The following is a 14,278-nucleotide window of genomic DNA, read 5'->3' on the forward strand; positions in this document are numbered from 1 at the left end:
CCGCCGGCCTCCCGTCCCGGCGGGTAGCTTGAATCACCAAAACGCTGATTTGTGAATCCCCAACGATTCAGTCAGATGGGCTAACGCTCTAGGGCGTGGACTCGCTACGGGCAGCGAGCCATAGCCGGATGGATGCGATCTGGACGAAGGCAAGATAGTTGGCGGCAAGCTTATCGTAGCGTGTAGCGATCCGACGACGTTGCCTGATCCGGTTGGATCTTGGCTTATTTCGGCGGCTCACGGCCGGATTGCTCGGCCACCACGTATTCGGCATACCAATCCGGCCAATTTTCATCATGCGTGCCGGTCCGCTTCTCGTGCTCGCCATGCGCGGCGGCGGCGCGACGAAGTGCTGCGGCAAGCTCAGCCGGCGAGGAGAACGCCGTGTCGTCGGAGTCCACGCGCCCGGGCAATCGCGCGGTGATCTCCTGCAGGAGCCAGGTGTTTCCGTCGGGGTCGCTCAAAGAGGCGAACGAGACATAACTGCGCCCCGCCGGATCGCGTCCGCTCAGAGGCGGCTGCCCCGGTCCGGCGCGGTGGAATACATCGCTCACCTGGGCGCCACGCGCGATGAGTTCGGCGTGGGCTGCTTCGATGTCGGATACGATCAGGTAGATATTCTGTGCTGCGCCGGGTGTTGCGGACGTTAGCCCCTTGCCGAAATGGACCGAGGCTGGTGAACCGGGAGGCGTGAACTGCACCACGCGAAACGCGTCGCCGACGGCGAAATCTGCGTCGAGCCGCCAGCCAAGGCTGCCGTAGAAAGACTTTGAACGATCGACATCCGATACGGGTATGACGACGGCCTCAAGCTTGAAGTTCACCTTCTTTGCATCCGGATGCCTGGACGCGGCTCCCCTCTGCTCCTGGATTGTGCTCATGCCTAACTCCTCTATGGTGCGAAGTATTCTCTCATAGCGTTCTGCCCCGCCGGCCGGTTTGCGTTCGTCACTGCAAGAACGATTCGACGTGTATCTTCGCCGTCGCCAAATTTACAGTGGCGAGCCCCCAAATCTGCCTCGTGTTGACCCAATCATACTTCGGAGCTGCGGTGGTAAGACGCACGTTGGCAACGAGGTCCATCATCGGTTCATTCGCTCGCGGCGTCGCAACGCCCTCAATACGCATGGCGATGCGATGGCCGTCTTCAGTTTCAATTGTGGCTCTGCCGTCGAGATCAGTGCGTCCATCGGCACGCAGCTGGAGGTATTCGACGCCACTACGTACTTTGCCCGTGATCCGACCTTTGATGTCTCCCTCGAAAGCCACATCAATTCGTGCTCCCTGCAGGGGCACCCTTTCTTTGCCGCTTAGGAGTGCATCCAGCGTCACGCCGTAGTCGGTCACTCCGGTGATATTGAAGTCGCACTCGTAAATCTTTTCGCCTCGCATTTTCTGAACCTCGGCCATCATTCTCTCCTTTGGTGGTCGTTGTGCCGGATGGTGGCACTTCGCTCTCACTGCGAAAAGTGGAGGCGACACTCGACATTGCCAACTGACGGATGCGGAAGGAGCCCTACCAAACCACGGAGGGTCTATAGGTTCGACGTCCCCGGGCTCTTGCCCTCGAGCGAAGAAGCCCCGCAAGCCCAAGGGCTTATTACTTGTGTTCTTTAGCGACGACTTCCGAAATCCGCGGTTACGTGGCACAATCGGAACCTATCCTTCCGAATTTTGGAAGAGGATGCGATGGATCGCCTGGACGCCATGTCAACCTTTCTTGCGGTCGTCGAGGCTGGCAGCCTGTCGGCTGCGGCGCGTCAGATGAAGACGCCCCTTACAACAGTTAGCCGCAAGATCTCCGAACTTGAATCTCATCTGCGGGTCAAGCTGTTCAACCGGTCAAGTCGCCAACTCGTCCTCACCGACGCTGGCAGCTCCTATCTGCTTGCGTGCAAGCGCATTCTTGCGGATGTTGCGGAATCCGAGCGCATGGCCTCTGGAGAGTTTACCGCGCCAACCGGCGAATTGACGGTTACGGCTCCGGAGAGTCTTGGGCGCACTCACCTCATCCCGATCCTTGCCGACTTCCTCAAGACCTTTCCTGACATCAGGACGAACTTGATTCTTACAGATCGTGTGCAGAGCCTGTTTCAAGAGCAGGTCGACATCGGCCTGCGCATTGGCGCGTTACCGGATAGCAGTCTGATAGCGGTGCCTGTGGGAACAACGCGAAGCGTAGTTTGCGCCAATCCCACCTATCTGGCGACGCGCGGAACGCCCCGCAAGCCGGAAGATCTGGCCGGTCATGACTGCATAAGCTATCCGGCCATCATGGCGCCCGATGTTTGGACATTTGCGGTAGGCAAGACGACGGTTGCGATACCTATGCGTCCACGGCTCGTTGTCAGCAACGCCGAGGCCGCGTGTGAAGCGGCGTGCGCGGGCGTGGGAATTACGATCGCTCTCTCGTATCATTTCCATTCCGGACTAAAGTGCGGATCGTTAACAACTCTACTGGATGAGTTTCGTCCGCCCACGATGCCGGTCAACTTCGTCTATACGGCCGATAAATTTCTTCCGATCAAAGTGCGAGCTTTCCTCGATTTCGCAGCCCCGCGGCTAAAACGAGTTCTGGCAGAGTTTAATAGTTAGGCCGCACGACCCTGCTCAACCGTTTCGCGAGATCTCGAAAGACTGTTTCGAGCCTCGATCGCCTCGATCGAGCGGTCAAACGCGCTTTCTAAAACATGCCTGCCAACCGTGCCTAGTATGGCACCTAGCACCCAGCCTTTGAAATTCTTTCCATCGCGAACGACGGTCACGTCGATTTCGGTCATGCCGTCAGGACGCCGAGTGAAGCTGTAGGTGTGACCTGACGCGCCTCCCCAAACATTGGAATCTGTCGTCGAGAGGATTACCCGATTGGGATGAGACCAATCGTAGTGCAAGCGTTCCCAGATGCCACCTGACCCCTCCGTAACGTCGGCCTCCGAAATACCCTTGTGATGCACCTCCAGGTACTCGTCCGCGCTGTTACCAAAAAGCTCCGAACGGCCCGGCCCGAAGTCGGTGAGCCCAGCAATGTACTGTTCAGGTGTTGACGTGGTCGTTCGGTGGATATGGATCGTAGACATGCTCAGCTCCCAATCTTCAGAATACGCGGACCAATCAAACTTCAGTCGACGGCGGAGCTCGCGTTGCGGACAATTACGCGATCGCCTTGCCGGCTGATTTCAAGCCCGGTCTTCCGGCTTGTCGTCGACAGGACCACGTGCTGGCCAGGTGCAAGAACTGACACAACACGGATTGGCGTTCCCGCCTCGCCTTGGGCCAGGGTTGTGACGACATGAAAACCGTCGCCCTCGATCGTGTAGTAAGTGACGCCCGATACGTCGCCGAGATCAATGCTCTTGGCTTGGATCGGACGCAGGCTTTCGGCATGGGCTGTACCAAGGGTAGCTGTGAGGAATGCAATCGTGAAAAGAGCGCTTCGGATCGACATGGTGACCTCCTTTGGATTCGTTCGAAGTGGATAGATGGTGGTGTGCGCTTTGGTGCTGTGTCTTAGGGGCGGGTATCGCCACGACGAGCATCTACGGTTGATGCCCCGTCGCTTCGCCCACCGATGACATCAGACGGGAAAACGCTGTCATAGATCGCCCGGGCTTCTTGAATCAGGCGGAGCCGTTCGCGTTCGGCCTTTGGGTTCGGCCTTTGGAACAAACCGGATAACCTCACCCATATTCGCCTCCATCTGTAAGCTGTCGCGCTCGGGCGGCGCCGTTGGGTGAAAGTGGAGCGAAAACTGTCGGTGCAACAGACGGGAAAACTGAGAAGTCTCCTTCCGAAACGCGGAAGGCTTCGAGCGATTTCGTCAGGGTGCGGGGCCGAAACGGCGCCGTTCGCAATCGCTTTCAAGCGGGCGGCGTTGCCGCTATACTCGCCAAATGTCACCAAGAAGCAGGCATAGGGTTGCAGCCATCCAAGGAGCCGTCCACCATGCATGCAATTCGCAAACTGCGTGAGTCGGGCCACGCCACTGTTGCTGACTACGAAAAGCTTCTCGCTCCAAATGTTGTTTTTCACAGTCCCGTGTTGATACGAACTGCAGAAGGTCGTGCGGTAGTTGCGAAGATTTTCGCGACGTCGACCACGCTACGGGAGGGTGCCTATACGGGTGAATGGAAGCTAGACGACCGAAGAACCCTACTGAGATGGAAGGGAAAAATTCAGGGCCACGAGCTGGAAAGCTTCGATCTTATCGAAGAAAACGACGAGGGATTCATCGTCGATCGCACACTAGCTTTTCGTCCAATGCCCGCAGCGAGGCTTTTTCGGGATGCCATGCGGGCTGCCATGGGAAGCTCTATTCCGGACGATTTCTGGGAATATTCAGATTAGAACAGCGGTGGATCGGCGATATCGTTCCGCGGCGATGTCGTTCGATTGGGAGGCCATTCGCACGGGGAACTGGTGAAGATTTTGCGGAAGTAGCCGTCGCACGACGGCACGACCTGCAACGACTAAGAGTCGTCTTCGTCGGATTCCTCGTCGCGGTACTCACCGCCGATGGTCAGGCCCTCGATCGTCGTGGCGCCTTTCGGCTTGATCACCCGGCGAGGCGGGACTGAACTCTCGCTTCGCAATGCCTCCATCAGTTGTTCCGAATGGGTGACGATCCAGACGTCGGCGCGGCGTGACGCCTTGGCGACCAGCCGCGCCAATGGCGCCAGCAGCGACGGATGCAGGCTGGTCTCCGGTTCGTTCAGCGCGATGAAGGGCGGCAGCCGATAGCCCATGAACACTGCGAGCAGGCAGATGTATTTCAGCGTCCCATCGGACAGTTCATGAGCCCTAAACGGCCGCGGCATATCCGCCAGCTGCAAATCAAATTCACACCAACCATTTTCTTCCCATGCGCGGAGCTCAGCGCCCGGGAATGCATCCTGGATCGCGTCCTGCAAGTCGGTGGCATCTTCCCGAATGGAATAAAGCGTCGCCAGGGCGGCAGCCAAATCGGTTCCATCGGCACTGAGCGAGGGCGTTGTGATCGCCAGACACGGCTTTCGTATCGGCGACGCCGGATCGGTACGAAAATCATGATAGAATCGCCAGCCCAGCATCGCGTTTCTGATCAGGTCGATTTCGGGGCATTCCTTGCCATCGGAAAAACCCGCAAGCGCCATCTCTGACGGCAGCACCGCATCCTTGTGGCTGACCCAGGCACCGCTCTCGCCGCGGACGCTGACGAGCGAATTCGTTCGTGCCATCAGCTGAACCTTACGTTTGCCCTGTGTCGTCTCGATACTTTCAGCCTTGATCATCGGCTCGCCGGAAAATGCCGCCTCAACCGGGCCGGGAAATCCGAGTTCAATAGAATATCTGAGACGATCGAATTTGGCCGACAAACGCAGTCGGCCATCTTCTCCTCGCTTGCGAAGGCCGGACCAACAGATGGAATTTAATCCACCCTCCTCGGCGATCGTGCGCGTGATTCGACCTGCCGCCGCGTCGCGCAACAGCGACAAGGACTTGTAGAGATTGGATTTGCCGACACCATTCTCACCCACAAACACGGACAAGGGGTGGATGGGTATCGAGAGCTGCCGAATGGAGCGATAGTTGGAAATCGCAACGTCGGTCGGACGCATCACACGCTCTCAATCGGCGGGTTGGCTGTGCATTCGCGCTGCGGTGCGAATACATGCTATTTCAATTCAGGGATGTAGTCTGGATTGACCACCCCGAGAAAGCAAGCCGCCCGATCCCGCGTTCAGTGGCCTGCCCTCGCCGGCGCGGGAGAATGTGCTGAGCAGTCTGGGCCGGAGACGGCTGCTCCACACTCGACTGTCATCATCCGCGAAGGCGGATGATCCAGTATTCCACAGGCGTCTGTTGGATGCGGAAAGGCCGCGGCGTACTGGATGCCCGCCCCCGTGCGCAAGTGCGCACTAGGCGGGCATGACAGTGTGCCCTATGGCTTCACCGGCGCTGGCGGCCCATACGCCTCGCTTTCCTTCTCTGCCTTCTGCCGATCCCCGCCCAGCACGCGCTGCACTGAGACGAAGAACACCGGCACCATCAGCAGCGCCAGGATCACCACCGCGATCATGCCGCCCATCACCACGGTGCCGAGCGATTGCTGGCTGGCGCCGCCGGCGCCGTGAGCGATCGCCATCGGCAGCACGCCGCAGATAAAGGCGAGACCGGTCATCAGGATCGGGCGAAAACGGAGACGGCAGGCCTCGATGGTGGCCTCCACCAGCGGCTTGCCTTCCTTCCGCAGGTCCTTGGCGAACTCGATGATGAGGATCGCGTCCTTGGCCGCGAGCCCGATGATGGTGATGAGGCCGACGGTGAAATAGACGTCGTTGGGTAGACCGCGCAGCATGGCCGCAACCACGGCACCGACGATGCCGAGCGGCACGGTGAGCAGCACCGCGAGCGGGATGGTCCAGCTCTCGTAGAGTGCGGCCAGACACAGGAACACCACGAACACGGAGAGCGCGAGCAGGAACGGCGCCTGCGAGCCCGACAGCTTTTCTTGAAGCGACTGTCCGGTCCATTCATAGCCGAAGCCACGCGGCAGTTTTCCGGCGAGCCGCTCCATCTCGGCGATCGCGTCGCCCGAGGTGAAGCCGGGTTTCGCCTCGCCCGAGATGCGCACGGCGGGATAGTAGTTGAAGCCGGCGATCTGGGTCGGACCGCGCGACCATTCGACCGTCGCGAAGGACGAGAACGGCACAAGCTGGCCGTGGGAGTTCTTGACGTTGTAGTTGAGGATGTCCTCGGTCCTCATGCGGTCGCGGCTGTCGGCCTGCACCACGACGCGCTGCATGCGGCCGCGGTTCGGGAAGTCGTTGATGTAGTTCGAGCCGAGGTTGGTCGAGATGGTGTTGTTGATATCCTCGAAGGTGACGCCGAAGGCGCCCGCCTTCTCGCGGTCGATCACGAGATTGACGACGCCGGCCTCGGGCAGGCCCTCGACATAGACCTTTTGCAGCACCGGGCTCGCATTGGCGTCCGCGATCAACTGGTCGGCGGCGCGCATCAGGGCCGGATAGCCCTTCTGGCCGCGATCCTGGAGACGGAACGAGAAGCCGGACGAGTTGCCAAGATTGTCGATCGGCGGCGGCTGCAGCGCCGAGATCTTGGCGTCGCGGATCGACGACGACAGATCGCGGTTGGTGTCGTTGACGATCGCGGCAGCGGACTCCGTCGGTCCACGCTCGGACCAGTCCTTCAGCGTGATGAAGGCCTGCGCGGTGTTCATGCCCTGGCCGGAGAAGCTGAAGCCGGTGAGGAAGGTGACGTCTTTCACGCCTGGTCGCTCGGCGAGATATTTCTCGACCTTCTCGATCACGGCCTCGGTTCGGCCGTAGGACGAATCCGACGGCGTCTGCACGTCCGTAGTCACAAAACCCTGGTCGTCGACGGGCAGGAAGCCGCCCGGCAGATTGACGAAGGCCCAGGACAGGCCGGCGAGCAGCGCGACATAAACCAGCATCAAGCGGCCGGTGCGCTTCAGCGAGAAGACGACGGTGCGGGAATAGCCCTCCTTGCCGCCTTCGAGCATGCGATTGAACCAGCCGAACACGCCCTTCTTCGCATGGCCGTGACCGGCCGCGACGGGCTTGAGCAGCGTCGCGCACAGCGCCGGCGTCAGCGACAGCGCAAGGAAGGCGGAGAAGCCGATCGCCGCGACCATGGTCACCGAGAACTGGCGGTAGATGATGCCGACCGAGCCCGGGAAGAACGCCATCGGCACGAACACGGCCATCAGCACCAAGGTGATGCCGATGATGGCGCCAGATATCTGCGACATCGCTTTCCGCGTCGCTTCCTTCGGCGGCAGGCCCTCCTCGGTCATGATGCGCTCGACATTCTCGACCACGACGATGGCGTCGTCGACGAGGATGCCGACCGCGAGCACCATGCCGAACATCGAGAGCATGTTGATGGAGTAGCCGGCGAGCAGCAGCGTGGTACAGGCACCCAGCAGCGCCACCGGCACCACGATGGTCGGAATGATGGTGTAGCGGATGTTCTGCAGGAACAGGAACATCACCACGAACACCAGCACCACGGCTTCGACCAGCGTCGTCAGCACCTTCTTGATCGAGGCCTCGACCACGGGCGTGATATTGTAGGGGATCTCATAGGAGATGTTGGCCGGGAAGAAGCGCGACAGCTCCTTCATCTTCTCCTCGACCGCGCTTGCGGTCGCCAGCGCATTTCCGGTCGGCGACATCAGCACGGAGAGACCGGCCGTCGGCTTGCCGTTCAGGCGGGTGTTGAACTGGTAGCTGAGGCCGCCGACCTCGACCCGCGCGACATCGCGCAGCCGCACGGTCGAGCCGTCGGCATTGGCACGCAGGATGATGGCGCCGAACTCGTCCGGCGACGACAACTGGCCCTTGACCAGCACCAGCGCAGAGGTGCGCTGGCTGTCGGTCGACGGCTCCGCGCCGATGCTGCCCGAGGCGACCTGCGCGTTCTGCGCCGATATCGCCTTGTTGACGTCATCGGCGGTCAGCCCATAGCCGACCAGCTTTGCCGGATCGACCCAGACGCGAAGGCTGCGCTCGGTCGAATAGAGCGTGGCGCGGCCGACGCCGGGAATGCGGCGGATTTCACCGAGCACGTTGCGGATCATGAAGTCGCCGAGGCCAACCTCGTCGAGGCTGCCGTCGGTCGAATTGAGCGTGATGATCTGAAGCACCGCGCTGGATGCTTCCTCGATCAAGATGCCCTGCTGCATGACCGCGCGCGGCAGCCGTGCCTCGATGCGCTTGATGCGGTTCTGCACCTCGACGGACGCAGCGCTGGTATCGGTGCCCGGCTGGAAATTGGCGATGATCTCGACCTGACCGAGCGAATCGCTGGTCGATTCGAAATTAAGAATGCCGGAGGCGCCGTTGAGCTCCTCCTCGATCAGCCGGGTGACGCTGTTGTAGAGGTTTTCGGGCGACGCACCGGGATAGCTGGTCGAGACCGAGATCGAGGGCGGCGCGATGATCGGGTATTGCGCGATCGGCAGCAGCGGGACCGAGATCGCGCCGATCAGGCAGATGAACAGCGCGACGACCCAGGCGAAGACCGGCCTGTCGATGAAGAAGCTCGCCATGGCGCGTTACCGCGTGACCTTGAGGGCGTGCCGGTTGTCCGCGCTCGCCTCGGCCTCGGACCAGGATTGTGGATTGACCTTGTCGCCGGCCGCAAACTTTTGGAAGCCTTCGACCACCACCTTGTCGCCGGCCTTGAGGCCCTCGGTGACGAACCAGATTCCGTCCTGCACCGAGCCGGTGCGGATCTGCTGCACGGCGATGCGGTTGTCGTCCTTGACGACGAACACCTCGCTGCCGCCGCCGCCATTGCGCTGGACCGCCTGCTGCGGCACCGCGATCGCATCGGAATCCAGCCCCTGATCGAGGCGGACGCGGACATACATGCCCGGCAGCAGCTCGCGCCTGGGATTGCGGAACTCGCCACGCAGCGTCACCTGGCCGGTATGGGCATCGACCTTGGCGTCCGAGAACAGAAGCTTGCCGTCGAGCGCATAGATGGTGTTGTCGTCGAGCACGAGGCGCACCTTGACGGCATCGGCCTCGATGCGATCGAGATCGCCGCTCTCGAAAGCGCGACGCAGCTGGTTGAGCTCGGTCACCGACTGGGTGAAGTCGGCATAGATCGGGTCGAGCTGCTGCACGGTGGCGAGATTGGTCTCGTTCTGCACGACAAGGGCACCCTCGCTGACGAGGGCAGCGCCGACCACACCGTCGATCGGCGCGCGCACGGTGGCATAATCGAGATTGAGTTTTGCCCGCGCCAGATCGGCCTTGCGGCCCTCGACCTCGGCCTGGGCCTGGCGCTCGGCGGCGATGGCCTTCTCGTTCTCGGCTTCCGGCGCGGCGCGCTGGCTGGTGAGCGTCGCGATGCGGCGCGCCTGCTGCTGCGCCTGCATCAACGCGGCCTCGGCCTTGGCGACCGCCGCGTCGTTGGCCATCACCTCGACCTCGAATGGGCGCGGATCGATGCGGTACAGCGCATCGCCCGCCTTCACTTCGCTGCCCTGGCGGAACAGGCGCTCGACCACGATGCCGGACACGCGCGGTCGCACCTCGGAGACGCGCGTCGGCGAAATGCGGCCGGGCAGCTCGCGCACCACGGCGCGGGCCTGCTGCTTGACGACGACGACGCTGACATCGGGTTCGATGGGTTGGGCAGCGGAGACGGCGGAAGAGGATTCGTCGCAAGCGCCTAGCAGCGGCGCAAAGGCCGCGAGCATCATTGCAACGCATGCCGATCGCGCTCGAAGTCCTGACATGAAGTGGGGTGCCCCAAAATTGTTGAAACTGATCACGCTTCTCGCGCAGCGCCCGTCCCGGGCAATTTCTGCGCGCCTGATGCGATCAAGATAGAATGGACTTGCTGCGGCGCAACGCATGCGGCGGGCGGCTCAATGTCACATGAGCTATCGCGCTGACTTCAGGCTTATTTTTGGGACTCACCGGATTGTGAGTCGGGTTCCGTCGTCGCGCGCTGCGACAGAACATCGCAAGGGACTGGGGCTACAATGAATTCCGTCAGCTTCGTAGATGGGTTGAACTCTTGCAAAACCCATCGCCCTGACGGGCAGACGCAGCGTCTGCTCGTGGTTGTCAGCTCGATGTCACTGCGCGGACGGAGTTTGATGGGGTTCGCTTCCGCCTTCGAGCTACGGCGGACAAGTCGCTCTACCTACGAACTACTGGGCTTGATCGCAGGCCTGCAGGATCCGAACAAAATCAGCCATGCTGGATCGATCTCGGTTGTCAGCCATGGCCGCAACCTGAGTATTGGACGCGGGCTGGCTTCCCTGCCAGAGCCGCATGAGGAGATCGGCGATGTTTCCGGCGATGTTTCTCATGGCGTACTCGCTGCACCACCTGTGACAGTAAGCATCAGTTGAGCGGAAAAGCGCCGCTGGATCGGAAGAAAGGCCGGTGGGCGCTACGCCGCCGGCCTTGTCCCGCAACTGCCGGCTCGGAGGGCCGGTTCCGTTGCTTTTCTCACTCTGGATGTATCGGTACCACCAACACTTGGTCGCTGCCATCGCGCGCAGGTATGAAGTGACCATACTTAGGTAGGCTTTCTTAGGTAGGCTTTGGACTACGGCGCCCGCCGGTGAAGAAAGCTGCTCGAAGAAAGCCGCGGGCATTTCGTAGTGCTGGACGTTTGGGGCGTCCGGATATTCGGCGATTGGCCGCAACATCACCTGCCCTCCAAAAACAGCATCATCCATTACGTGACCGCCGCGCGACCCCGCGCTGGCGATGATGCCGTCGCGGGGCCTGCAGAACGGTAGCGACCTTATCGCTTGGCTGGCGGACCGCTCTTGTTGCCCGGCAATCCCTTGACGTTCGCCGGATCCTGCTCCTGCACCGATTGATTTTGAGACGCCGAGCCAACCGTGCCAGTACCAGCCGGCGGCCCGTTCTTGTTGCCGGGAGCACCCGCAATTCCTGCGCCTGAGTTCTGCGCACTCGGCGCGGTTGCCGCGCTGCCGGACTCGGCGCGAGGAGGGCTACCCGGGATTTGAGCCGCGGACCCGGGCTTCTCCTGTTCCGAGACGTAACCCGATGCACCGGAGTTCTGAGTCTTGATGCCTTTGTCGGCCTCATTCTGGAGATTGTGCGATGGCGAGGCCTGCTGCGCCATCGCCGGTGCCGTGAAGCCGGCCACCAGAGCAATTGCCGCGAGTGCGAGATGTCGCATGGTGTTTCCTCCTCAGGGTCTTACGCCGATAACCGCCGAGGAGCTCGACGTTTCCGATCACCGCCGGAATTGTTTGCAAGCAGGGACCGCTGCTTCGTCCCGTCGCACGATTGATCCGTAGGCGCCCTAATCTGCGGCTCTCATGCGATAGTGGCTGACGCCCCATTCGGTTCCGTCGGCGTAGCCGAACAGACCGGCGGTGGCGAGGAAGAACCAGCGCCAGCGCCGCATCCACAACGCGGTGTCCCCGCCATAAACGTTCCGCAATGAAACTTCGATCGCGTCGCGACGTGCATCGAAATTGGCGAGCCAGTCAATTGCGGTGCGCTGATAATGCGTGCCGCTCCAGCGCCATTCCTTCTCGATGGCGAAGATATCGTCATACTGCCTGACGAGTTGATGGCTCGGCATCACGCCGCCGGTGAAGAAATGCTGCGCGATCCAGTCCTCGCGATTGGCGCGGTCGAACGCGTAGGAGCCGGCGCGATGGGTGAAGATGTGCATGAAGAAGCGCCCCTCCGGCGCAAGCCACGCGAGCACCCGGGTCATCAGCTTGCGCCAGTTCATCATATGCTCGAACATCTCGACCGAGACGATGCGATCGAACTGGCCCTCCGGCGCGAACACGTTCATGTCGGCGGTGACGACGCGCAAATTGCACAGGCCGCGGCTCTGCGCCATCTCCTCGATATAGGCGCGCTGCGACTGCGAGTTCGACACCGCGGTCACCTTCGCATGCGGAAATTGCCGAGCGATCCACAGCGACAGCGAACCCCAGCCGCAGCCGAGCTCGAGGACAGTCTGCCCGTCGGCGATCCCCGCATGCTCGACGGCCTGGCGCAGCGCTTCCTCCTCAGCCTCCCGCAAGGTGGTCGCATCGGTCTTGTAGAAGCAGGAGGAGTATTTGCGGTTCGGGCCCAGCACCTGCGCGAAGAAGCTTTGCGGCACTTCGTAATGCTGGCTGTTGGCCGTCTTGGTGTGCTCGGCGATCGGCCTTATCATCATGCGTCCGGCGAAAGCGGCATCGTCGGCTGCGGTGTGCGCGGCGAGGCGCGTTGCGGTGCGCGAGCACAGCCGCTGGATCGCGGCGCGGACCACGAGGTCCGGCAGCGGCACGCGTTCGGCAGTCCCGATGATCGCGGAGACGACGCTCATGCGGCCATTCCCTCTCTGGGTGGCAGGGGAAAGAACATGCTGGTTCGGGATTGATGGGCAGGCGCAAGCAGACGGGCCCAGGCCCACGGATAGACCGCCGAGAGTGCGATGGCCGTCAGTCCCCTAGGAAACGTCGCCATGCCAAGAATCCGACCTAAGTCTGTGGAATACCGAAGTTTTGCAAAATACGTGTATCAAAGCCGGGTTTCAGCCTTGGGTTCCCCGATCCCTCCCGAAATCCGCACATCCGGCGCTTTTTTTGGGCGAGCGCTGTGCCATAGTGCGGATGCAAGCAAGCTTTCGTAACGGATGATACCGGCCATGCCGTCAGGCGCCTCGCCCCGCTCCTCCCTCGACATCGAGTACACCAAGCTCTCCTCGCCCAGCGTCTTCCTGGTGCGGATGCTGGTCTTCCTGGTGCTCTGCACCCTGGTGGGCGTGGTGCTCTACAAGCAGATCGTCCAGGCCTTCTTCGCCAATCCCGGGCTGAACGCCCTGATCGGGGCAGTGCTGTTCATCGGCATCGTGCTGGCCTTCCGCCAGGTGATCCGGCTCTACCCCGAGGTGTCCTGGGTCAACAATTTCCGCATCGCCGATCCCGGCCTGGCGCCGGCCCGGCACCCCAAACTGCTGGCACCGATGGCGATGATCCTGGGCGGCGAGCGCACCGGGCGGATGTCGATCACCCAGACCACCATGCGGCATCTGCTCGATTCGATCGCGACCCGCCTGGACGAGGCCCGCGACATCTCCCGCTACATGACCGGCCTGCTCGTCTTCCTCGGCCTGCTCGGCACCTTCTGGGGCCTGATCGAGACGGTCGGGTCGGTCGGCAAGGTGATCGACGGCCTCAAGGTCGGCGGCGATGCCGGCGCACTGTTCGACACGCTGAAGGAGGGCCTGGCCGCCCCGCTCGGCGGCATGGGCATCTCGTTCTCGAGCTCCCTGTTCGGCCTCGCCGGCTCGCTGATCCTCGGCTTCCTCGACCTGCAATCGAGCCAGGCGCAGAACCGCTTCTACACCGACCTCGAGGACTGGCTCGCCACCACCGTGCGCGAATATGGCAGCGGCGAGGTGGCCGTCGCATCGAGCGGCGGCGGGGTTGCCAGCGGCGAGCTCCAGGCGGCCGTCGAGCGGCTGCGCTCCGTGCTCGAGGAAGGCACCGCCAGCCGCAGCACCACCGCGTCGATGGCGAGCCTCGCCGAAGCGATCCAGGCGCTGGTGTCGCATATGCGCACCGAGCAGCAGATGATTCGCGAATGGGCCGACGGCCAGGGCGAGCAGAACCGCGAGATCCGTCGCCTGCTGGAGCGCATCGCGCGCCAGCCCGAGAAGAGTTAGACGCTCGCGTGCCCCGGACGCGACGCAGCACGAAGTGATGCGTCGCTGAGCCGGGGCCCAGAAAAAACCAGGAATGGGTCCC

13 protein-coding genes and 1 pseudogene are annotated in these 14,278 nt (G+C 61.9%); 3 read left to right on the forward strand and 11 right to left on the reverse strand.

Going from position 1 to position 14,278, the window contains the following annotated elements; genetic code table 11:
* Nucleotides 1-88: 88 nt before the first annotated feature.
* The 3 genes and pseudogenes from ABID59_RS28305 to ABID59_RS28315 all read right to left on the reverse strand — a co-directional run.
* Nucleotides 89-214: pseudogene (locus tag ABID59_RS28305) on the reverse strand (IS5/IS1182 family transposase); the annotation flags it as partial.
* 10 nt (nt 215-224) lie between these two features.
* Nucleotides 225-881, reverse strand: coding sequence for a VOC family protein (locus tag ABID59_RS28310; RefSeq protein ID WP_148756411.1), 657 nt, complete (start codon nt 879-881; stop codon nt 225-227).
* A gap of 67 nt (nt 882-948) precedes the next feature.
* Nucleotides 949-1,413 carry a DUF3237 family protein gene (locus ABID59_RS28315; protein ID WP_148756410.1) on the reverse strand — a complete coding sequence of 155 codons (465 nt, stop codon included), beginning with the start codon at nt 1,411-1,413 and terminating at the stop codon, nt 949-951.
* A 276-nt stretch (nt 1,414-1,689) separates the two neighbouring features.
* Here ABID59_RS28315 and ABID59_RS28320 point away from each other — a divergent pair, with 276 nt between their 5' ends.
* On the forward strand, nt 1,690-2,595 hold the full coding sequence (locus ABID59_RS28320; protein WP_354085559.1) for a LysR family transcriptional regulator: 906 nt from the start codon (nt 1,690-1,692) through the stop codon (nt 2,593-2,595).
* Here the strand turns inward: ABID59_RS28320 and ABID59_RS28325 are convergent.
* Nucleotides 2,592-3,077, reverse strand: a complete 486-nt coding sequence (locus tag ABID59_RS28325; protein ID WP_354085560.1) for a hypothetical protein — start codon at nt 3,075-3,077, stop codon at nt 2,592-2,594. The genes ABID59_RS28320 and ABID59_RS28325 overlap by 4 nt on opposite strands.
* Nucleotides 3,078-3,118: 41 nt before the next feature.
* Nucleotides 3,119-3,445 carry a hypothetical protein gene (locus ABID59_RS28330; RefSeq protein ID WP_354085561.1) on the reverse strand — a complete coding sequence of 109 codons (327 nt, stop codon included), beginning with the start codon at nt 3,443-3,445 and terminating at the stop codon, nt 3,119-3,121.
* 497 nt (nt 3,446-3,942) lie between these two features.
* Between ABID59_RS28330 and ABID59_RS28335 the strand changes: the two genes are divergently transcribed.
* Nucleotides 3,943-4,344: a hypothetical protein gene (locus ABID59_RS28335; RefSeq protein WP_148756407.1), complete on the forward strand. Its 402-nt coding sequence runs from the start codon at nt 3,943-3,945 to the stop codon at nt 4,342-4,344.
* 122 nt (nt 4,345-4,466) lie between these two features.
* Here ABID59_RS28335 and ABID59_RS28340 read toward each other — a convergent pair whose 3' ends face one another.
* From ABID59_RS28340 to ABID59_RS28365, 6 genes are all read right to left on the reverse strand, one after another.
* Nucleotides 4,467-5,594, reverse strand: coding sequence for an AAA family ATPase (locus ABID59_RS28340; RefSeq protein WP_354085562.1), 1,128 nt, complete (start codon nt 5,592-5,594; stop codon nt 4,467-4,469).
* 323 nt (nt 5,595-5,917) lie between these two features.
* Nucleotides 5,918-9,070, reverse strand: a complete 3,153-nt coding sequence (locus ABID59_RS28345) for a multidrug efflux RND transporter permease subunit (protein WP_354085563.1) — start codon at nt 9,068-9,070, stop codon at nt 5,918-5,920.
* A gap of 6 nt (nt 9,071-9,076) precedes the next feature.
* Nucleotides 9,077-10,270, reverse strand: coding sequence for an efflux RND transporter periplasmic adaptor subunit (locus ABID59_RS28350; protein WP_354085564.1), 1,194 nt, complete (start codon nt 10,268-10,270; stop codon nt 9,077-9,079).
* A gap of 420 nt (nt 10,271-10,690) precedes the next feature.
* Nucleotides 10,691-11,227: a hypothetical protein gene (locus ABID59_RS28355; protein WP_148756403.1), complete on the reverse strand. Its 537-nt coding sequence runs from the start codon at nt 11,225-11,227 to the stop codon at nt 10,691-10,693.
* A 68-nt stretch (nt 11,228-11,295) separates the two neighbouring features.
* Nucleotides 11,296-11,520: a hypothetical protein gene (locus ABID59_RS28360; protein ID WP_354032555.1), complete on the reverse strand. Its 225-nt coding sequence runs from the start codon at nt 11,518-11,520 to the stop codon at nt 11,296-11,298.
* Nucleotides 11,521-11,826: 306 nt separating this feature from the next.
* A complete protein-coding gene (locus ABID59_RS28365) occupies nt 11,827-12,855 on the reverse strand; it encodes an SAM-dependent methyltransferase (protein ID WP_354085565.1) in 1,029 nt (342 codons plus the stop codon).
* A gap of 321 nt (nt 12,856-13,176) precedes the next feature.
* On the opposite strand from ABID59_RS28365, the gene ABID59_RS28370 reads away from it, so the two are divergent.
* Nucleotides 13,177-14,196 (forward strand): flagellar motor protein MotA, encoded by a 1,020-nt coding sequence (locus ABID59_RS28370; RefSeq protein ID WP_354085566.1) that lies wholly within the window; start codon nt 13,177-13,179, stop codon nt 14,194-14,196.
* Nucleotides 14,197-14,278: the final 82 nt, after the last annotated feature.

This window comes from Bradyrhizobium sp. S3.3.6 (assembly GCF_040546905.1).
In the GTDB taxonomy this organism is placed as follows: domain Bacteria; phylum Pseudomonadota; class Alphaproteobacteria; order Rhizobiales; family Xanthobacteraceae; genus Bradyrhizobium; species Bradyrhizobium cytisi.